The organism is Humidesulfovibrio mexicanus, assembly GCF_900188225.1.
In the GTDB taxonomy this organism is placed as follows: domain Bacteria; phylum Desulfobacterota; class Desulfovibrionia; order Desulfovibrionales; family Desulfovibrionaceae; genus Humidesulfovibrio; species Humidesulfovibrio mexicanus.
On sequence record NZ_FZOC01000006.1, the window covers coordinates 192925 to 213703 of the forward strand.

Consider the following 20779-nt stretch of genomic DNA (forward strand, 5'->3'; position numbering starts at 1 on the left):
CCCCCCAGGCAGCGCGTCCCCCCACCTCACAGTGGACGACAACACAACGCCTCCGGCCCTGCCGCCAGCCGCCCAGCGGTTGCGGCAGGGCCGCCTGCTTTTGGCCGAAGCCGCGCGCGCGGGCGGCATCAACGCCTATCCCGCCCAAGGCGCGGCCCTCATGGACGCCTATTTCCGCGAGCGCCTGGACGAATTGCGCACCGCCTCGCCGGGGCTCTGCGCCACGCCCTTCGCCCTGGTCGCCGTGGGCGGCTATGGCCGGGCGGAACTCTGCCCCGCGTCCGACGTAGACGTGCTGCTGCTCTACGAAAACGCCATTGCGCCTGCGGCGGAGGAGCTTTCGCGCGGGCTGTTCCATCCCCTCTGGGACCTGGGGCTGGACCTGGGCCACGGCGTACGCACCCTGGCCGACTGCCTCCGCCTGGCCGGAGAGGACATGCTCGTGCTCACCTCTCTGCTGGACGTGCGCCACGTCGCGGGCGAGGGCGCGCTGACCGCCCGACTGCAGCGACGCCTGGCCGAGGCCGCGCCTCCCGGCCGCGCCGCCGCCTTTGGCCAGTGGGTGCTGGAGCACAACGCGGGCCGCCGCGCCCGCCACGGCGACTCCAGCGGTCTGCTCGAACCGGAACTCAAGAACGGCCTGGGCGGCCTGCGCGACGCCCACCAAATCCGCTGGCTCCTGCGTCTCGTGCCTTCCCTGTGCGCCGGGCCCCAGGCCCCCTTCACCCCGGAGGACCTGGCCTTGCTTGAAGCGGACCACGCCGTCGTGCTCTGCGCGCGTACGGCCCTGCACCTGGCCGCGGGCCGCAAGACCGACAGGCTCTTCTTCGACCTCCAGCCGCAGGTGGCCAGAACTCTCGGCTTCAGCGGCGCGGAGCCTGGCCAGGGCGGCGACGAGCCCCAGGCCGCCGATGCTCCAACCGGCTTGGCCACCGGCTTGGCCACCGGCCTGGCCGTGGAAGGGTTTCTCTCGCGCCTGCACCAGGCCATGACGCGCATCCGCGCCATGCGGCAGGCCTGCTGGCTGGAGGCCTTTCCGCCCCGGGCCGAGGCCTGCGCGCCCGCAGCAGCCGCTCCAGGCATCCTGTGCGGCCCCACAGGCATGGCCCTCTGCGACCCCAAGGCCGCCGCCCACCAGCCTGCGCTGATCTTGGCGCTCTACGTGGCCGCAGCCCGCGCCGCGCGGCCCCTGGCCTGGTCGGCCCTGCGGGCCACCCGCGCCGCCCTGGCCGACCCCGCGCGCCGCGCCGCCTTCGCCGAACTGCCGGACATCCTGCCCGCGCTGCTGGAGATATTCCGGGCGTCGGGCCAGCCAACCGAAAGCAGCCCGCCCCACGCCGCGCCGCAGGAATCGGCGCAAACCGGGCCGTCCCGGCTGGCCGACGCGCTGCGGCGTCTCTTCGCCCCCACGCCAAACGCCGCCGACCCGCCGGGCGCGCACCCTCCCGAACCTGCGGCCCCGGCCGTGGCCACGGCGCTGCAATCCATGCTCGACACCGGCCTCATGGCGGCCCTGGTGCCGGAGTTCGCGCCCGTGGAGCACCTGGTGCAGTTCGACGACTTCCACATCCACCCCGTGGGCAAGCACACCCTGGAGGTGGTGCGCGCCCTCGCCTCCATACGCCCCTGCGGACCGGAGGAGCGGCGCAGCCCGCCGGACGGCGACTTGTCGCCGGATATCCTTGAACGGGCGGCGGGACTGCCGCATTTCGACCGCCTGCTCCTGGCCGGGTTCTGCCACGATCTGGCCAAACCGCGCCGCGACCATTGCGGCGAGGGCGAAGCGCTTTCGCGCGCGCTTCTGGGCCGTCTGGGGGCTGACCCCGAGGCCATCGACGATGTGGCCTTCCTGGTGCGCGAACATCTGCTCATCCCCAAGACCGCCACCCGCCGCGACCTTGCGGACGAATCCGTGGCCGCGACCGTGGCCGAAATCTGCGGCGGCGTGGAACGGCTGGACATGCTGCATCTGCTGGCCGTGGCCGACAGCCGCTCCACCGGGCCGCGCGCCTGGAGCCCCTGGACCGCAGCGCTGTTCGACGAACTGGCGCGCAAGGCCCGCGGACTGCTTACGCGCGGGCCGCTTTCCGGGCCCGACGCCGTGGACACAAGCCGCCGCGTGCGCGAACGCGCCCTGGCCCTGGCAACCAAACCGGCCGAACAGGACGCAACGCCAGCGCTGGAGCGCGGCTTCGCCGAGCGCTGCCTGGAACACATGCCCGCGCGCGCACTGCTGGTGCTCGACGCCGCCACCGTGGCCCGGCACCTGCGCCTGGCCCGGCGCTTCGCCTTGAACCTGGCCGAGGACATGGTGCGCAAGCCCGCTGCCAAGGCGGGCCTTGGGGTGGCGGAAATAGACGCCGTGCCCGTGCGCGGGCGCGCCTTCCAGGTCAGCATCGCCGCCATGGACCGCCCCGGGCTCTTCGCGGTGATGGCAGGGGTGCTGGCCCTGCACGACCTGCACATCCTCTCGGCAGAGGTGCTCACCTGGGGGCCGGGCTCCGCCGGACCGGGCGCCAGCCTGGCCGTGGACGTGTTCGTGGTGCGCGAGCCCGCCCCCGGGCTGTCCCTGGAGGACTTGTGGGCGCGGGTGCGGCGCGCGGTGTCCTATGCGCTCACGGACAAGCTCTCCCTGGAATACCGGCTGGAACAGAAGCGCAACTCGCCGCTGGCCCAGGCTTCTCGCGCGCCGGGAGGCCGCTGCGCCGTGCGCGTGGACAACGCACAGAGCGACTTCCACACCCTGGTCGAGGTGGCCGCGCCGGACCGCCTGGGACTGCTGCACGACTTGGCGCGCGCCCTCTGCGCCCATGGGGCGCGCGTGCATCTGGCGCGCATCGCCACCAGCGCGGGCCGCATACATGACGTGTTCTACGTGCGCGACGAGGAAGGCCGCAAGATCGCCGACCCGCAGCGCCTGGAGGTCCTGCGCCGGGCCTTGCTGGCCGCGGCGCGGCACAACTAGCGCTCCGGCATGAGCGCAGGGCATTGGGAAAGGCCTCCGGCGGCCGGGGGCTGGCCGCCCCCGGACCCGGCAAAAGGGAACACGGGACGAAGCTGAAGGGCGACGCGGAAGCCCCCTTGCGCGGGATGGGGGAGCAGCCTCTCGACGCGCGCGGCCGAATCTGGCATGAGCGCACTGGCCGACGGGGCCCTGGCGGAACAACCGCGCGCCCCTACGCCCAAGGAGCGCCCATGACCCTGCCCGTCGGTTCCCTCGTCAACGCCGCCGCAATCATTCTCGGCAGCCTGGCCGGCATGGCCCTGCACGGCCGCTTTCCGGAGCGCTTCCGCAGCATCGTGTTCCAAGGCCTGGGCCTGTGCGTGCTGTTGATCGGCGCCAAGATGGCGCTCACCGTGAGCAACCCGCTGCTGCTGATCTTCGCCATCCTGCTGGGCGGCCTGGCCGGGGAGCTTCTGCGCCTGGACATGGCCTTCGAGCGCCTGGGCGAACGGGCCAAGGCGCTGCTGCGCTCCGGCAACCCGCAATTCACCGAGGGACTCATTACCGCCTCGCTCATCTTCTGCATCGGGGCCATGGCCATAGTGGGCAGCTTCGACGAAGGCATACGCGGAGATGCCACAGTTCTGTACACGAAAAGCATCCTGGACGGCTTCGCCTCCGTGGCGCTGGCCTCCACCTTCGGTTCCGGCGTGCTCTTCTCCTTCGTTCCGGTGCTGCTCTACCAGGGGGCGCTCACCCTGTTCGCCGGGCTCTTCCAGCAACACTTCACGCCAACGGTCATCAGCCAGCTTACGGCCACGGGCGGCCTGCTCATCCTGGGCATCGGCCTCACCCTGCTGGACATCAAGCGCGTAAACCTCTCCAACCTGCTGCCTTCCTTGCTCGTCGCCGTGCTGCTGGCCCTGTTTTTCGCATAGCCCTGGGCTATAGCTCCCGCGAAAAACCCAAATCACTTGACCAAGCCCCCCAAGGGAACGTAGGGATAACGTGCACGGCCTCGCCCGCCCCTGCTGCGGGAGCGGTCGCGCCGACACAGCCCCGGCGCGGGTTTCGGCACGAGCCGACACCGGGGACATGAGCACGGAAGGAGACCATCCGCATGGACGTGGAACTTGCAAAACCCTTTGTGAAAGCGGCCACGGACGTCATCGGCACCATGGCGTTCATCACCCCCAGGCCGGGCAAGCCCTTTGTCAAAAAGAACACCATCGCCACAGGCGACGTGACGGGGCTGGTGGGCCTTACCGGCGACGGCAAAAAGGGCAGCGTCTCCATCTCCTTCCAGAAATCCTGCGCCGTCGCCATGGTCAAGAACATGCTGGGCGACGACATCCAGGACATCCTTCAGGACGTGAAGGACGCCGTGGGCGAGATCACCAACATGATATCCGGGCAGGCGCGCGCGGGCCTTGCGGAAAAAGGGCTCGTGCTGCAGGGCTCCACCCCCACCGTCATCATGGGCGACAACCACAGCATCACCCACATCGCCAAGTCGCCCATCATGGCCATTCCCTTCGACACCGATGCGGGGAGCTTCACCATCGAGTTCTGCTTCGAATAAACCGCCGGGCTGCGGCCTGGCCTCAAGCATAGACAAGGATCAGCAATGGGCAAGCTGGACGGGTTCCGCCAAAAGGATTTTCTCGAACAGATAACCGCCCTGAACGAGATCGCGGGCAGCAGAGACCCCGCGCTCATTCCCGACCTGGTGGACCTATTCGAGAAGCCCACGGGGGATACCGGCGTCGACTACATGGTGGTCGGCGCGCTCAATTCCGTGCTCGGGTCGAGCGAATCCACCGTGGTCGAAGGCCTTGCGAGCCAGAACCCGGCCTTCCGCACCCTGTGCATCCGCACCGCCGGAGAATACGCCTTCGCCTCCGCCGCCGAGCCCCTCATGCGCATGGCGGGGACCGAAACCGACCCCGATCTGCTCATCGAAATTTTGGCCTCCCTGTCCAAGATACGCCCCGTAGGGGCCGAAGGCGTGTTCCGCGCCTTTCTGCGCCACCCGGACCAGATGCTTGCGGCCATGGCCATGGAGATGGCCGGGGTCTACGCGGACGCCTCCGCCCTGCCCGTGCTGGCCGAAACCCTCCACGCCGCCGGGACCGACGGCAGCTACGAACGCTGCGACCTGACCACTTGGAAGGCCATAGACGCCCTGGCCGCCATTGGTTCGCCCGGCGCGGCGCGCCTGCTGGTCGAGCACATTCACCACAAAAATCCCACGGCGCGGCGCATCGTCACCGACGCCCTGGTGCGGCTGGGCGAAACCGCCCTGCCGGTCCTTGAGCCCCTGTACTCCACCGGCGGCACGGACGAACGCATCCTGGCCTGCAATGTGGCCGGGTTCATCGGCGCGCGCAAGGGCGCCGACGCCCTGGTGCGGGCCTTCGATTCCGGCTGCTTCACCGATCCCAACGTGCGCTACGCCGCCTTCGAGGCCCTGGGCCGCATCGGCACCTTGAAAGGGCTGGTGTGCCTGGTGGACGGCCTGGACGAGGACGACGAGCTCATCCTCATGGCCGTGGTCACCGGGCTTGAGCGCCACGCCGCGCCAGGCGTGCTCAAGACCATCAGCGAGCGCATCGCCGCGGGCACGCCCAACAGCCCGCGCATCTGCCGGGCCGTCGTGGCCTCGCGCGCGCTTCGGCTCTTCCAGGAGCTGTACAAGGACGACCTGGTGGGCGACAGGCTCATCGACGCCCTGCGCCTGTCCCAGGACCAGGACATTCTGGACGCCTTCGCCCAGCGCCTGGAGGAGATCGGCACCGCGCGGTCGCGCGCGGACGCGGCCACCCTGCCCCAGGCCCGCACCGCCACGCGCAAGGCCATCGCGGCCGACGACTCCAAGTCCATGCTGGCCCTGTACCGCCGCATCCTTACGGACATGGGCTTCGAGCCGCTTTTGGCCGCCAACGGCCAGGAAGCTTACGCCTACGTGGAAAACGGGGAATTCGCCGATGTGGTCATCACGGACATGAACATGCCGGTGATGGACGGCGTGGAGCTGGTGGGCAAGCTGCGCGGCTCCCTGGGCTATGACGAGACGCCCATCCTCATGGTCACCACGGAATCCGAGAACACCCAGCGCGAGGTGGCCACCAAGGCCGGTGTCACGGCCTTCATCAACAAGCCCTTCCGGCCGGAAGACCTCAAGGCCGCCCTGGCCGGGCTGCTGCACGACCAGCCCTAGGCCCCGGCGCACCCGCGCCAAACAAAAGCCCCGGACTTCTGCCCGGGGCTTTTGTTTTCCAGCATGGTCTGGACGGTCTTGCCGTGCAGCAAAGTGCACCTGGTACGGGAGGGGGAATCGAGCTTTAGACACAACATACGAGAAAAGAAGAGAAATTTAGCATAACGAAAGACAATGTACCCCAAAAGCTACCCCCACACGGTGTTGCCTATGAACATGCCTCGGTCCTGTGAGGGCAGGATTAGCCGTGAATTTCAGCCTCACAAGCTTTCCACTCGCCTTCCAAATCCCTCGCGGCAGGCAATACGCTTTGCTCAAAGCAGGTGAGAAACAACCTGCGGGTCAGCTCTAACGTCTCAAAGTAATTATCTGGAGCAACGCTGGCTCCCGCATGTATCACATCGCCGCGCACACCATATAACCTTTTTACCTGCTGATATAATCTGGTTCGATTTGGCCCTCGCGGCTCAAGCAGCGCTGCGATATGTCTAGCTAAACGCTTCGCAGTATCTCGCTGTCCAGGACGCATAGCGCACTCGATCGCACCCCATGCCAGCAACAGCCCAGCACGAGGCTTGGATACCCAGACGGATTCATCAAACATCATAAACGCTGCCCCAAAGTGCTCATCATCCACGAGAGTCGCCCCGGACACATAATACTGCCTAAGCCACTCGACATCATCAAGTGTGACAACTGATCTATGCGTTTTTGAGAGTCTAAGCTGCGTTGACTGCGTTTCTATCGTAAGAAACTGTGGCTCTTGTTGAGACGATGCTATCCCACTAAATGCCATTGGTGATATGATTGGCATCCGCAATGGAATCCCTGTTCTGAGCCGAAGTAGCGCAGTTGCGAACCATAATGAGTTGAGGCGGTCAAACCCCGTCGGCCTAGAGGATGCCATCAGCTCAATCTCAATTTCTATGTCCCATGCCGTACCAGACCCAACGGCCATCCAAGGAGCAGGATGAGGCGCATGGGGGCCTAGAGGGCGCTTGAATGCTGCTAGCAGCGGGCCAAATACATGCGCGTATGTCTGGCGCAGTATGAGCCCTGGAGCAATCTCTACGGACTCTGGCTCTAGACCCGCCCCAGCGACCCCACCAAACAGAGTATCCTTGTCATAGTCGGCAATCACCCTTTTATGCTTCATCGGCCATACCCTCGAAAGTCACTTTGCCCCGGTGCGGGTGCCATAAGGCTGTTTGTCTCACCACGTTTAGGCAGGCTAGAGCATCATACGCCTCTGCGCAATGGCACATATCCCCCAACAGATGCGAGATAAAAAAATAGGGAGGAACGGTTGCCCATCCCTCCCCTATGGAAATCCCTTCGCCTTCGCCGTGAAACATCGGTATCGTGAAACGTACAAATTTGGCCCATTTTAAGGCTTGGTAGCGGCGAGGCAGGGTGATTGCCCTTAGCTAGCCCTTCGGCACGTTCTGAGCGACAAAGGAGCCTCCAACCAAGCGGCTTCACGACCAAGCCTTAGCGCCCCAACCGCCTCTGGAAAACAAAAGCCCCGGACTTCTGCCCGGGGCTTTTATTTTCCAGCATGATCTGGACGGTCTTGCCGTGCAGCAAAGTGCACCTGGTACCGGGAGGGGGACTCGAACCCCCAAGGCCTTGCGACCGGTGGATTTTGAGTCCACTGCGTCTACCAATTCCGCCATCCCGGCATGAAGCCGACTATTTAGGTGATGCCAAGCCCTTCTGTCAAGCCGAACGGCGGGCGCACGCACCAGCGCCGCCGTCTGGGACGTGTGTCCCGTCTGCACATGTCCTGCTTGCACAACAACTTTGCACATCTGTGCACCACAATGCACAAAATACAGCGCGCACTTCGCTTCCGTTTCCGCCCCATCAAGCTCAACACGCTGGATAAAAAGACATAATATACATTGGCACGCCGAATGCTTTATCTGGTTCAGATAGCGCGGCGCGGGTCCGGGAGACGAACACCAAACCCACCCACCCCATCCCCAGCCCCCTTCCGGGCCTGCGAACGCGAAATCTGGACTCCTTCCCCCTCCTCCCGAAAAAGGGCCGCTGCAACCGGCCCTTTTTCCTTTTTCAGGCCCCTGGGCCTGCCCTGTCAACAGGGCGATTCCGTCCTTTTCCCGGCTAAAAACGCGCCATTTCCATCCCGCCCGCAAAGCCGGGATATACTTGCGCGGGCAGCCGGGCATCCCGCCCGGAAGCACAACCAAGGAGGTTCCCCATGGGCGGTGGCGGAGGGTTCGACCCCATTTCCCTCATCGGCAACATGATCTTCGGCTCCATATTGGGACCGCTGGGCCAGCAGGCGACGCGCGCCAGCCAGTCCGAGGCCCAGGATGCCGAGGCGGCGCTGCAGGCGGCGGAGGCCCGGCGCAGGGCCGACCGCAAAAAAGAGGAAGCCGCGCTTCTGGCCAAGGCCAGGCAGGCCGAGCGCGCCACCAAGACCGGGCAAGCCGCCGCGGAGTCCTTGGGCGGAGCCGTGCCGACCACGGAGGAAAGCCAGCTCAAGGCGAGGCTGGGGCAATGAGCGCCCGCCGCAACCCAACACGTCCGGCTCCGGCGGAACCAGCGGCCCAGGCCGTGCTGGACCGTCTGGCGTCCCTGCGCGAGGCCCGCGGGCACTGGCTGCCCTCCTGGCGCGAGCTCGCCGCACAAATCATGCCGCGCAAGGGCCTGGTCTTGCCCGGCCAGGGGCAACAACCCGCCGACGAGGCCGTGTTCGACTCCACCCCGGCCCACAGCCTGGAGCTGCTGGCCTCGGCCCTGGGCGGCCTGCTGACCAATCCGGCCCTGCCCTGGTTCGACCTGCGGCTGGGACGCGGCGCGCCGGACAACGACGAGGTGCGCGCTTTCCTGGCCGACTGCCGCGAGCGGCTGCTCTCGCTCTTCAACACCGAGGCCACGGGCTTCCAGGCCTGCGTGCACGAGCTGTATCTGGACCTCTGCCTCTTCGGCACGGCGGTGCTCTCGGTGGAGGCCGACCCCGACTGCCTGGCCCGCTTCAGCGTGCGTCCCCTGTTCGAGACGCACCTGGCCGAGGACGCGCGCGGCATGGTGGACACGGTGATCCGCACCTACTCCCTTTCGGCGCGGCAAGTGCTGGAACAGTGGGAGGCCACCTGCCCGCCAGAGGTGCGCCGACGTGCGCAGGAGGAGCCCGAGGCCCGCGTCAACCTTATCCACGCGGTGTTCCCCCGTCCCGAACGCGACCCGGCAAGCCCGGCCAGCGCGCACTTCCCCTACGCCTGCGTCTTTGTGGAGCAGGACAGCGGCGCGCTGCTGGAGGAATCCGGCTACCACGAGATGCCGTACATGTGCCCGCGCTGGGCCAAGGTTTCGGGCGAGGCCTACGGCCGGGGGCCGGGCCTCACCGCCCTGTCCGATGTGCGCGTGCTCAACGCCATGAGCCGCACCGCCCTCATGGCGGCGGAGAAGATGTCCGATCCGCCGCTCATGGTGCCGGACGACGGCTTCCTGGGGCCGGTGCGCTCCGGGCCGGGCGGGCTGTCGTACTACCGCGCGGGCTCCCAGGACCGCATCGAGGCCCTGCCCGTGCGGGTGGACCTCTCGGCCATCGAGGCCATGATCGAGCGGCGCAGGCAAAGCATCCGCCGCATCTTCCTGGCCGACCAGCTGGCCCCGGAGGCCGTGAACAGCACCGCCACCGAAGCCCTCATCCGGCAGGCGGAAAAGATGCGCATCCTGGGGCCGGTGCTGGGACGCCTGCAGACCGAGTTCCTGGCCCCGCTCATTGAGCGCGCCTTCAACATTCTGCTGCGCGAGGGCGAACTGCCCCCCTGGCCCAAGGACCTGCCCCAGGGCAGCCTGCGGGTGGACTACGCCAGCCCGGTGGCCCAGGCACAGCGCCAGGCCGAGGCCGAAAACCTGGCCCAGGCCGTGCGCTACCTGCAACCCCTGCTCGGCGGAGGCGACCCCTTCAGCATCATGGACAACTTCGAGCCCGACGCCATGGCCCGGCACGCGGCGACCCTCTTCGGGCTGCCGCCGGAATACCTGAGGCCCCAGGACAGGGTCGCCGCCATCCGCGCCGCGCGCCAGGAAGCGGCAATGCAGGCGCACACCCCGGCCCCTGCGGCCGCACGGCGGACCACGGCCAAATGACGGCCGCCACCCCGAACACGGAGGACTCCACATGGCCACCAGCGTCATCGAGATCTGCAACAACGCCCTTACCGACCTGGGCGAGGAGGCCATCGCCTCCCTTGGCGACAACACCAAGGCCGCGCGTCTGTGCAACCAGCGCTGGCCCGCCGTGCGCGATGCCGTGCTGCGCGCGCATCCCTGGAATTGCGCCCTGGCCCAGGCCGAGCTGGCCGCCAGCGCCACGTCGCCGGCCTGGCGGCACGCAGCGGCCTATCCGCTTCCGGCGGACTGCCTGCGCGTGCTGGAGGCGTGCGTGGGCGGCAGTCCCCTGGACGAATGGGAGGCGCAGGCCGGGGCCGTGCACTGCGACGCCCAAGGCCCCCTGCAACTGCTCTACATCCGCCGGGTGGACGACCCCCGGCTCTACGACCCGCTGCTGTGCGAGACGCTGACCGCGCGGCTGGCCGCCACCCTGGCCTACCCGCTCACGGCCTCCACCAGCCTGGCCCAGTCCTTCTGGGGTCAATACGCGGACAAGCTGCGCGAGGCGCGGGGCGTGGACGCCCGCGAGGCCGCCCCGCCCATGGCCCCCGCGCCCACCACTTGGCTGGCGGCCAAGCTTGGCCGCTAGCCAAGCCGCGCCACACGACAAAGGCCGCGCCCCGGACAAAACGCCCGGAGCGCGGCCCGCTGGTGTATACGGTCTGCTTATTGGGTCAAGAACGAGGGCAGGCTGAAGCCGAAGCCCGCGGTTGCGGGCGCGCCCGTGCCGCCCCCAGGGGCGATGAGCTTCCAGTAGCTGCGCCCGGCCGCGACCCCGGGCGGCTGCATGGCGGGCAGGCAGCTCATCTCGCGCAGCAGGCCAGCGCCGAAACGATCGCAGCCCTCGGTCAACGCGCAGCGCAAATCCTTCAGCACCGCGCGGCTCTGTGATATCCACGAGTGCCCCAGCACGTCGGTCTTGACCTCGGACACATCCGTCACCTGGATGCCGGGAATGCACATGACGTTCTTGCCCAGGCGCTCGTAGTCGCCGCCCTGCATCAACGCGCTGGCCGCCAGGGCCACGTCCCCACGCGAACAGTACAACACCACGCGCGCGCCCAGGCCGGTCAGCCGCGCGGCGTGCTGGTCGAGAAAAATCTCCCGGTCAACGTCCGGCGCGGCCAGCACGATGGTGCGCACCTTGCGCAAGGCCGCGCAAGCGTCGGCCTCGCCCCGGCACTCGCCCGCAAGCTCGGTATAGGCGCGGATGAAGGCCTCGTTGCCCATGCTGTGCACCACCACGCCCACGCGGCCCACCCAGGGGCTGGCCACAAGCTCGCGCAGCAGGCCTTTCAAGGCGTGCACGGCGAAATACGCGTTGTTGCGGTCGGCCAAATAGGCGGCCGGGCTGCCTTCGCTGGGCCAGCTGTAGAGCACGGTGGCCCCGGTGAAGCCGATGCCGATGCTGACCCTGGCGGCGGTCTTGGCCGCGTCCTCGAACGTGTTGTCAAAGCCGTGGATGAACAGCAGCACCTCGCGCCCCGGCGTGCGCGCGGCCGCGCGCTCCACCTCGGAGAAGAAGCCCGCCTGGCCCAGGCGCGTCACCCTGTCCAGGGCCACGTTCACCCGGTACAGGTCGCTGCCGTCGGCCTGGCCGCCCCCGGCCGTGGTCTTGAGCTCGCCATAGGACATGGCCCGTGAGCGCAGTCCCCCGAACTGGGCGCTGCCGTTTCTGCCGGGCAGGGCGTTGCGGTTGGTGGCGTACAGGAACGAGGGCTTGCGCCAATCCTGGGGGGACGCGGCGACAGGCTCGTGCAGGGGCGCGGGCGGCGTGGGGACGGGCAGCGGGGCCGGAGGCGTTTGACCGGCGCAGGCCGCCAGCAGAACGGTGGCGCACAGGGCGCACAGCGGACGAAACATGGCGAGGGGCTTCATGGGCAGGGCCACTACACCCGGCGGCCCGCCGGGGCAAGGGCAAGGCAACCGGGAAATTCCGGACGCCCAGAGCCCTAGCCGAAGAGCACCTCGCCCTCCAGCACCGCGCCATCGGCCACGCGGGCCTGCTTGCGCAAGCGGTTGACCACGCGGGTGACCCCGCGGATGCGCACGTTCCTGCCGAAGCGCACGTCCCCGTGGACCTCCAGGCGTTCACATTCAAGAAGCGAGGGCGCGCCCTTGGGAAAACGTTCCTGGAACATGTCGATCTTCTTGTAGAATTTCTGGTCCAAGACAATGGCGGGCATGGGCGCGGTGCGCGCCGGGTTCTGCTCAATGGTCTCAAGCTTGGTGCGCACAAAGCAGTCGCTCATGACCAGCAGCAGATCCTGAGTGGTTTTGACCGGAGCAAAACGGGTGCGCGGCACCAGCACGGCGCGCGCGTTCTCGAAGGCGCTGATGGCCGACCCCATGGCCGTCTCCACCTGCAGCACCGGCGGCGAATCCGGGTCGCGCGGGTCCAGAGTCTTGGGGTTGAGCATCAGGTCCAGGGGCATCATGAGGTTCTCGACAAAGACCCGCTCCAAGAGCCGCAGGTCCACCCACAAGGAGTTGGTGTTGAAGAAACGGTACTTGTCGATGTCCGCAAAGCTCTCCAATTCGGCCTCCGGGCACTGGGCCAGCTCGCGCAGGGCCAACCGCCCGTTCGCAAGCCGGGCCAGGTGTCCGCCCTTGCGGTCCTGGTGCGTGCGCCGCGCCACCTCCATCAGAAAGGAAAGCTCCTCCCTGGCCATGTAGCCCAGCAGCCGGGCGTCCATCACCGCGCCCAGGTTGTCGGAATTGGAGATGAAGGCGTAGCGGTAGCCGCGCTTCAGCAGCTTGGCCAGCAGGCCGGAGGTCACAAGCGCGGTGTACACGTCGCCGTGGCCCGGCGGGTTCCACTCCAGCTCCGGGTTGGCGGGCCAGTCGGCCGGGGAGAAGTCGGCCTCCACGATCTTGGGGTACATGTGCTGCACAAAGGCCAGCGGGATGCCGGTGTCGCCGTTGTCCAGGCCTTCCACCTTGAGCATGGTGTCGCGGTGGGTCTTGAAGCTGTTCATGAACACCAGCGGCAGCGGGGATTTGAACTTCCTGCGCAACACCTTGGCCTGCCGCGCGATGATGTCCAGAAAGCTGTGCCCGTCCTTCACGGGGATGAGGCTCTTGGCGCGCTCAAGCCCCATGCTGGTGCCCAGCCCGCCGTTGAGCTTGATGACCACGGTGTGGGCCAGGGCCTCGCGCCCGGCCTCGGCGTAGCCTTCCAGATCCGCGTAGTCGGGCACCTCGCCGTCGTTCAGGGGCGAGATGTCGGCGTCCGGGAGCTTGCCCTGCGCGCCCTGCATGATCTGCGTATAGAAGCACTTGAAGATGTTGATGACGATGGAGGGGATGCGGTGCTCCTCCATCTTCAGGGCAAAGGGCTTGAACATGGTGTGGACGGCGGGGTCCTGGGTGGCGAGGCAGCTGATCTTCATTGCGGCTCCGTAAGCTCTGTCGGACGCGTTGTGTCTTTTCCCAGCATGATGAGCATATACGGAAGTTTGGCAACTTGGCAAGCGGGAGTGTCCGCCCGCATGGGGGGGACGCGCGGCAAAACCGCGCGCAAAAAGGCCCGGCGCGGGACCGGGGAAGTCCCTGCCGGGCCTGGGCGCGCAGCAAAGGCCCGAAGCCTTGGCCCGCGCCCCCGCTCATGGCTGCGCCTCTACGACAGCAGACCGGTGCTGGCCACCCCGCCGCCCACCGTGGCCACCAGGGCGTCCAGCACGCTCAGCGCGCCGAAGCCGGATACGGCCAGGATGATGTCGCCGCTCGTGAGATTGTACTCCTCCACGGCCCTGTCGAAGTAGCCCGAGGCCGACACCGCGCCGATGGCGTCCGGGGTGCGGTACAGGAACAGCTGCTGGCCGGGCACGCCGCCAAGCAGACGCATAGTGCTGGAATCGTAGCTCATAGTCGCCTTCCTTGTGTTGAGTGTCGCTGGCCTAGGCCGCCAGGGCCGCGTCGTCGTCGCAGTCGATCTCCACCACGCCGTCCGGGTCGATGAGCACGGCCCCGGCCGAGAGCATGTGGTCCACCAGGTGCGCGGCCTTCTCCGGCACCCAGTCGGTAAAGACCTTGACCTCCTGGGCCTCGGCCAGGCCAACGGCGCTTCTGTGGTACAGGAAGCACTTGCGCGCGCCGCCGGAAAGCGGCAGCCCGGTGTGAAACATCCAGGTGATGCCGAGCCAGGTGCGGCTTTCGGTGCCCTTGAGCCAGGGATAGCGGTCGCCCGCAAAGTCGGCGCTCTTGAACTCGCTGATGTCCAGCAGCTCGTTCCACTGGTGCGCGCCCACCACGGCGAAGCGGTTGCCGTCGTCAGGCACGTCGGCCGTGTTCAGGCGGGCGAAGGCCTCCAGCACCTTGGCCTTGGTGAGCCCGGTGCCGCCCTCGGCCACCACGTTCGCGCCCTGGGCCAGGCGCGAAACGATGAGTTCGTCCACCTTGCGGCCCAGGGCGTAGGCCCCGGCGTTGGCCACCACCAGGCGCTCGTCGGTGTTGGTCTTGAGCTCGTCCAGCTTGTCCACGTAGTCCGCGCCGTACCAGTCCTCCAGGGTGGCGGACACGCTCGCGTGCTCCACGTTCATGAGGGGCACCGCGCCGTGCCGGGTTTTCTTGCCCGCCGCGCCGCGGCCGGTCTTCTGGAACACGGCGGTGGCGCCCACCACGCCGGTCTTGAGGCGCACCGTTCCGCGCAGCTTGCTGCCGCGCTGCTGATAGGCCTCGTGCACGTCGGCCGTGTACTGGGCCACAAAGGCGTTGCTGATGCTCAGGGACATTTCAGGATCCTCCAGATGGTGAAAGGTTCCGGGGGAGCCGGGTGTCGCTTGGGGCGGTGCGCGCAGGTGGCCGGGGCACAAGGGATGCGGGCTGCGCGCGTCCGGCCCCAGGGCCGGGGTGCGGACCTCCGTCAGGTCCGCGCGGACGCAAGTATAGCCCGGCTTTTGCGACGGGATGAAAATGGCCTGAAACGGGACGGAAAAAGGACGCGTTTGGCGGGTTGACAGGGTGTGCGAAAGGGGCGGGTCTAGAAGCGGTAATCCAGCGAGAGGGAGACGGAGGTCTGCTCCGACCAGGCGCGCACCCCGTTCAGCCAGTTGAGGCCGACGCCGAGGCCCTTGTCGAGGAATTTGTGCGTCCCATTGGTCTCTATGTGCAGGTAGTCCACCTCAAGACCGAGGTCGAGCCCCTCGGTGACGCCAAAGGCCAGGCCCGCCATGGCGTGCCAGGCATGGCCGTAGGTGATGTCGCGGGTGACGCGGTCGCCGCGCAGGAGGTGGTCGTCGCGGTTCTTGCCCTCCACGTAGCTTACGTCCAGCTGCGAATTGAGGCGCAGGCTGTGCACAAGGGGCGGCGAATCCCAGTCGTAGGCCAGGCGCAGCCCGGCGAAGTACTGGTGCCAGTTCTGCTTGAACTTGATGGCGTCGCCCGCGAAGTCGGTCCGCGAGGTCACGTTTCCGGCCGTGTCATAGGTGTACTGCACGCCATCGTGCGCCATGAAGCGCAGCTGCTGCCCGCGAAAGCCGACCACTGGCCGCAGGTCCACCGAGGACGGCAGGCCGAGCACATCGGACACGCGCAGGTCTGCATCGACCTGAAACTGGTAGCTGGGGCGCATACGGCACGAGGAGGCGCTGAAGATGGTGAGCGCGTGCGGGGCGGTGTCGTCGTCCCAGTCGTAGTCGCGCAGCTGCCCGGACCTCTGGTCGCGCACGGTGCTCATGTACCCCAGGCCGAGGGAGAGCCTGCCCAGCTGGCGACGGGCCTCGAACCCGGCCCAGGTGGAGTCCATGTCGAACTCGAGCCGACTCAAGGGAACCTGATAGGGGTCAAAAGGGTTGCCGAACTGGTAGGACGTGTGGCTGTTGAGCATGAACTTCGTCTTGAACGCGACCTGCCATGCCGGGGCGTCCCCGGCCCATGCCCCTGGCGGATGCAGCAGCGCCGCCAGGGCAAGGGCCACGAGAAGCGTCGCGGTCCGGGCCGCGGAAGGCGCCGCGCCGAAGAACGTTTTGGACTCGTGCGTCGCCATGTTGCCTTGGTTCAGGTTCAGATGATGCGGCTGGCCCGCCCTTGGGGGATTCCCCGCCTCAGGCGGTCCATTTTGTCCCCCCCTACCCCTGAACAGGGAAAGATGCAAACCGTGCCGCATGTTACCGCAAAGGCCAAGAGGGATGGCCTGCGGGAGGGAGGCGGGCCTTTAGCGCAAGCTGGTCAGGAAGGCCAGGACCTCCGCATGGACGCGGGCGCTGTAGAGCAGCCCCACATGACTCACGGGGGGCACCGCGCGCTCGGTCCATCCGGCGGACAGTTCGCGGCCCTCAAGCAGCGCGCCGGAAAGCGGCTGCACCATGCAGTCCGTAGGCGTATACAGGCTCAAGGCCGGTCCGGGGCAGGGGGGCAGACCCCGCACAGCTTCCAGCACCTCGCCGCCTGGGGCCAGGCCACGGGCCAGACGCCCCACGCCCAGGCGCGCCGCCAGCACGCTGCCCCTGTGCGGGGCGCCCAGGGTAGCCACCCCGGCAATGCGCACGCCGTGCCCCGCATCGGCCTGCGCCAATGGACCGCAGGCCGCGCGGATGACCAGCCCGCCCAGGCTGTGCCCCACCAGGGCCACGCGGCCGTCCGGGACCTCCAGCGCCGCGCGGCGCACCAGTTCCTCAAGGCCGCTCACGATGTCGCCGAAGGGGCGGCCGAAACTGGGGTACCCGTAGCAGCGCACGTCCGCAAAGCCCGCTCGCGCCAGCCTGCGCCGCAGCACGAACCAGGCCGCCGGATTGTGGTACAGCCCGTGGACCAGAATCACCGCCGGGCCTGTACCGGTTGCCAGGCCGTGGCCGCTGCACAGCCGCCCGAAGGGCAGGGCCAGGGCCGTGCACCACAGCGTCCACACGGAGTCCAGAAAGGCGCGCAGGAGCGCGGACGCCAGCCTTCCGCCACACAGGCGGCGCTGCAGCAGCCAGTCGCCGCTGCGGCGGTTCTCCAGCCAGGCCAGGGCGGCGGGGAGCGCGGGTACGCCGACCGCCACGACGGCCATTGTTTCCAGCAGCATCAGGAGCCCTCCATGCAGGCGCGGGACTTGCCTGTCGCGCCGCCTCTTGTGTAGCATGGGGCAAATGGACTGTCATCGCGCACAGGTGACGATACGGAGGTGCCATGGAACCGCCTAAGGCAGCGGAACAGGTCGAGGCCGACCACTTTTTTCAGGTTGATATCCGCGTGGGCACCGTGCTGCGCGCGGAACCCTTCCCCAAGGCCCGCACCCCGGCCTACAAGCTCTGGATCGATTTCGGTCCCCTTGGCGTGCGCCAGTCCAGCGCCCAGATAACGCAGCTCTACGCCCCAGAGGAGCTGGCGGGCAGGCAGGTGGTGGCCGTGGTGAACTTTCCCCCGCGCAGCATCGCAGGCTTTCGCTCCGAGGTGCTGGTGCTGGGCTGCGCCAACGAAGCCGGACACGTCACCCTGCTCGCACCCGACGCCTATGCGCCCGACGGCGCGCGCATCCATTAACCCTCCACGCATCCGAGGCCCCATGACCGCAACCGCCCCAATTCTCTGCCTGGACATCGGCTCCGGCACGCAAGACGTGCTCCTGTATTTCCCTGACCGGGAGATCGAAAACTGTCCCAAGCTGGTGCTGCCCGCCCCGGCACGCGTGCTGGCCGAATGCATCCGCCAGGCCACGGCCCAGGGCCGCGCCGTGCATCTGCACGGTTGCAACATGGGCGGCGGCTTTCATTCCGCCATGCGGGCGCATCTGGCGGCGGGGCTCGGTTTCTCCTGCACGCGGGCGGCTGCCTTTTCCCTGGCCGACGACCTGGACGCCCTGGCGGCCAGCGGGGTCGGCGTTCGCGAGGACTGCCCCGCCGGAGCCGTGGACCTGCTGGCCGTGGACTTCGACCCGGATTTCTGGAACCGGGCACTGGATGCGCTGGGCCTGCCCCGGCCCGGCTTGGTGGCCGCCTGCGCCCAGGACCACGGCTTCCATCCGGGGCAGAGCAACCGGCGCGGACGCTTCGTGCTTTGGGAAAAGCTGCTGCACGAGGCCCAAGGCCATCCGGAAAGCCTGCTCTACACCCAGGTTCCAACCTGCTTCACCCGCCTGGCCGACCTGCAGAAGAGCATCGGCGGCGGACCGGTGGCCGACACGGGCGCGGCCGCCGTTCTGGGCGGACTCTTCGAGCCGTCCATCCGCGCACGGGCGGAGGCGCGCGGCCTGACCCTGGTCAACATCGGCAACAGCCACACCGTGGCCTTCCTGATCTTCCAGGGCCGGGTATTCGGCGTGTACGAGCACCACACAGGGCTCATCGACGCCCCGCGCCTGTGGGATCAGTTGGCGCGCTTTCGGGCGGGCGGCCTCGACTTCGAGGAGGTGTTCGACGACCGGGGGCACGGGACCATGCGCCTGCCCCTGCCCGCAGAGGCGAAAGGCTTCCCGGACACGCTGGTCATCGGCCCAAGGCGGACCCTGTTGGCGGGCTTTGAGGTGGAGTTCCCGGCCCCTGGCGGGGACATGATGCTCACGGGCAGCTTCGGTCTGGTGGAGGGCCTCAGGCTGCAGGGGCTGCTGCCCGCCGCGCCATAGGCCGCAGGCGCCACGGGCGAGCGAGGGGTGACGGCCGTTAGCCGAAACTGCGGGTGAAGAGGTCGGCTATGGCCTCGCGGCCGGCCGGGGTGAGGTCGCGGGTGCCGGTGCCGGTGAAGCGGCGCTTGCCGATGACAGGGGTGCGTGCAGGGCTCCAACGGCCCGGCTCCCAGCGAAACCAGCCCAGATGCTGCTGGTCGAACACAAACAGCGGCTTGTCGCAGAGCTTGGCAAACTCCGCACCCCAGCCCGTCCCCCCCCGAACGGTGAGATCGGACAAAATTTCGCCCACCACGTAGACTTCCTGCCCGGAGATCACCTGCCAGCAGATGCTCTGGATGAGCGCGCGAAAGCTGCCCTCGTCCGTCTGCCGTGGATAACTGCGCCCCATGAGCCGCGTCACGTACTGCACACTCACGTCGCGCAGGGCCAAATCTTCGGGCGAAAGCACGCGAAGGCCCCTCGTGCGTTCGGGCCGGTGCCCCTCGTAGCTGAAGATGACCTCGTCAAGGCCGCGCGCCTCGGCCTCGGCGCCGAAGGCGGCCTCGGCGCCGCGGGCGCCGCCGGAAAACAAGGTGGTGCGAGAGGTTTCGGTCATTATCCCTCCGGAAAGGCACTCCAACTGGCTGGGTCCATTACATCCTTTCCTGCCGCTTGGGAAGCAGAAGCGTAAATGCCGTGCCTTGGCCCTCGTCCGAAACAAAATCCAGAGTTGCGCCAAGATAGCGCTCCGACAGCAGCAACATGCTATAGGTTCCCAGTCCACGTCCGGCGCCTTTTGTGCTGCATCGCCGGTGAAAAATATCCTCGCGCACGAAAGCGGGGATGACCGCTGCATTGTGCACGCTGAAGCGCACCGAGACGCCCGCGTCGACGCAGCCGAGACGGACGGTGTCGCCGGGTCGTCCGGCTTCGAGGGCATTCTTGATCATGTTGCCCAGCACACGCCGCACCAGGCGGGCGTCCGTTTCTACTTCGACATCCGCAGCCTGCGCATCAATGGCAAGGGTCTGCCCTTCGGCCTGCGGGGAGTTGCCATACAGATCGCGAAGCATGGAAAGCAGCGCCAGCGTGTTCGCCGGGGCATACTCCGCCTGCAACTCCTTCGCCTCGGCCGCAAGCAGCTCCCGCTGGGAGACGATCTCGTCCACCAGGCTCCGCGTGGCCTGGTCGAGGATGCCGAGTTCATGGCACGCCCTGCAGCGTTCCTCCTCAAGCAACACCTCCAGAAGCCCGCTGATGCCGCCCGCGAGATTCAACACGTCATGAAAAAAAATCCGCTCCATGCTGCGGCGCCGCATCTCGTGCGAGACGTCCGTAAGGGAGCACAGGATGAACGCTTGCCCGTTCACGTCCAGCGCATTGGTCCAGACATGCATGTCCAGTGCGTCGACACAGTCGTCGTCTCTTCTCAAAAGCGTGCAGTCGCGGTCTGCCGCGTGACCGTCAATGGCTTCAAGAATGGCCTGAACCGCCCCGCAATGCCTGCAATGGCGCGATGTGCCGCAGCCTCCGGGTGCGGCGTCGGCATTGACGCAGCCAAGAGCCTCTCCTGGACGCAAGCCCAGGAGATCCTCAATGTGACCGCGCTTGAAAAAGGCCACGGCGGCGGCGTTTGCGAAGACGACTTGCCGCTGACGGTTCAAGACAAGCACGATGGTGGGGAGACTGTCGAAAAATGCGCGGCAATGGCTGCCGACGATGGCCTGATACTGCTCAAGGATTGCCTGTCGCCCGAATCGCTCCGGTGCGGCGAAAGCCGTCAGGACCTGTGCCGTTGCGCTATGTGCCTCGTCCATGCCTGCAAGGGTACCTGTGCGGCAAATCGCCGTCAACGCCCCCCCCCCCCCCCCGAATGGCAAACGCAAAAAAGGCCCTGTCGAGTGACAGGGCCTTTTGAAAAAAAGTCTTGGCGGCGACCTAC

18 protein-coding genes and 1 tRNA gene are annotated in these 20779 nt (G+C 67.5%); 9 read left to right on the forward strand and 10 right to left on the reverse strand.

The genetic code is table 11. From position 1 onward, the window contains the following. The first annotated feature begins 31 nt into the window (after positions 1-31). The 4 genes from CHB73_RS13140 (at position 32) to CHB73_RS13155 (ending at position 6164) form a co-directional block, all read left to right on the forward strand. The gene (locus CHB73_RS13140; protein WP_089275052.1) at positions 32-2965 is read left to right on the forward strand and encodes a [protein-PII] uridylyltransferase family protein; all 2934 of its coding nucleotides are present in this window, start codon (positions 32-34) and stop codon (positions 2963-2965) included. Positions 2966-3195: 230 nt separating this feature from the next. Beyond that, positions 3196-3882: a DUF554 domain-containing protein gene (locus CHB73_RS13145; protein ID WP_089275053.1), complete on the forward strand. Its 687-nt coding sequence runs from the start codon at positions 3196-3198 to the stop codon at positions 3880-3882. 182 nt (positions 3883-4064) lie between these two features. Next, positions 4065-4526, forward strand: a complete 462-nt coding sequence (locus CHB73_RS13150; RefSeq protein ID WP_089275054.1) for a chemotaxis protein CheX — start codon at positions 4065-4067, stop codon at positions 4524-4526. A gap of 45 nt (positions 4527-4571) precedes the next feature. Beyond that, positions 4572-6164: a HEAT repeat domain-containing protein gene (locus tag CHB73_RS13155; protein ID WP_089275055.1), complete on the forward strand. Its 1593-nt coding sequence runs from the start codon at positions 4572-4574 to the stop codon at positions 6162-6164. Positions 6165-6405: 241 nt separating this feature from the next. Here CHB73_RS13155 and CHB73_RS16545 read toward each other — a convergent pair whose 3' ends face one another. After that, positions 6406-6801 carry a hypothetical protein gene (locus CHB73_RS16545; RefSeq protein ID WP_143337393.1) on the reverse strand — a complete coding sequence of 132 codons (396 nt, stop codon included), beginning with the start codon at positions 6799-6801 and terminating at the stop codon, positions 6406-6408. Between the two features lie 958 nt (positions 6802-7759). Continuing rightward, a tRNA-Leu gene (locus CHB73_RS13160) sits at positions 7760-7846 on the reverse strand. A 542-nt stretch (positions 7847-8388) separates the two neighbouring features. Between CHB73_RS13160 and CHB73_RS13170 the strand changes: the two genes are divergently transcribed. The 3 genes from CHB73_RS13170 to CHB73_RS13180 are packed head-to-tail and all read left to right on the forward strand — an operon-like array spanning position 8389 to position 10902. Continuing rightward, positions 8389-8694: a hypothetical protein gene (locus CHB73_RS13170; protein ID WP_089275057.1), complete on the forward strand. Its 306-nt coding sequence runs from the start codon at positions 8389-8391 to the stop codon at positions 8692-8694. Next, on the forward strand, positions 8691-10289 hold the full coding sequence (locus CHB73_RS13175) for a portal protein (protein ID WP_089275058.1): 1599 nt from the start codon (positions 8691-8693) through the stop codon (positions 10287-10289). The genes CHB73_RS13170 and CHB73_RS13175 overlap by 4 nt, the downstream gene beginning before the upstream one ends. Positions 10290-10320: 31 nt before the next feature. Further along, positions 10321-10902 (forward strand): hypothetical protein, encoded by a 582-nt coding sequence (locus CHB73_RS13180; protein WP_089275059.1) that lies wholly within the window; start codon positions 10321-10323, stop codon positions 10900-10902. Between the two features lie 77 nt (positions 10903-10979). Here CHB73_RS13180 and CHB73_RS13185 read toward each other — a convergent pair whose 3' ends face one another. From CHB73_RS13185 to CHB73_RS13210, 6 genes are all read right to left on the reverse strand, one after another. Beyond that, a complete protein-coding gene (locus CHB73_RS13185; protein WP_089275060.1) occupies positions 10980-12191 on the reverse strand; it encodes an alpha/beta hydrolase in 1212 nt (403 codons plus the stop codon). Positions 12192-12265: 74 nt separating this feature from the next. After that, positions 12266-13705 (reverse strand): UTP--glucose-1-phosphate uridylyltransferase, encoded by a 1440-nt coding sequence (locus CHB73_RS13190; protein ID WP_089275061.1) that lies wholly within the window; start codon positions 13703-13705, stop codon positions 12266-12268. Positions 13706-13932: 227 nt separating this feature from the next. Further along, positions 13933-14181, reverse strand: coding sequence for a hypothetical protein (locus CHB73_RS13195; protein WP_089275062.1), 249 nt, complete (start codon positions 14179-14181; stop codon positions 13933-13935). 31 nt (positions 14182-14212) lie between these two features. After that, complete coding sequence (locus tag CHB73_RS13200) at positions 14213-15046, reverse strand: phage capsid protein (protein WP_089275063.1); 834 nt, start codon at positions 15044-15046, stop codon at positions 14213-14215. Positions 15047-15294: 248 nt separating this feature from the next. Further along, positions 15295-16299 (reverse strand): omptin family outer membrane protease, encoded by a 1005-nt coding sequence (locus tag CHB73_RS13205; protein ID WP_179217041.1) that lies wholly within the window; start codon positions 16297-16299, stop codon positions 15295-15297. Positions 16300-16467: 168 nt separating this feature from the next. Then, positions 16468-17319: an esterase/lipase family protein gene (locus CHB73_RS13210; RefSeq protein WP_179217042.1), complete on the reverse strand. Its 852-nt coding sequence runs from the start codon at positions 17317-17319 to the stop codon at positions 16468-16470. Between the two features lie 104 nt (positions 17320-17423). Here CHB73_RS13210 and CHB73_RS13215 point away from each other — a divergent pair, with 104 nt between their 5' ends. Beyond that, positions 17424-17777: a tRNA-binding protein gene (locus tag CHB73_RS13215; protein WP_089275066.1), complete on the forward strand. Its 354-nt coding sequence runs from the start codon at positions 17424-17426 to the stop codon at positions 17775-17777. A gap of 22 nt (positions 17778-17799) precedes the next feature. Further along, positions 17800-18855: a DUF1786 domain-containing protein gene (locus CHB73_RS13220; RefSeq protein ID WP_089275067.1), complete on the forward strand. Its 1056-nt coding sequence runs from the start codon at positions 17800-17802 to the stop codon at positions 18853-18855. Between the two features lie 37 nt (positions 18856-18892). On the opposite strand, the gene CHB73_RS13225 is transcribed toward CHB73_RS13220, so the two are convergent. Further along, a complete protein-coding gene (locus CHB73_RS13225; protein ID WP_089275068.1) occupies positions 18893-19453 on the reverse strand; it encodes a hypothetical protein in 561 nt (186 codons plus the stop codon). Between the two features lie 37 nt (positions 19454-19490). Next, a complete protein-coding gene (locus tag CHB73_RS13230; RefSeq protein ID WP_089275069.1) occupies positions 19491-20654 on the reverse strand; it encodes a sensor histidine kinase in 1164 nt (387 codons plus the stop codon). Between the last annotated feature and the right edge of the window lie 125 nt (positions 20655-20779).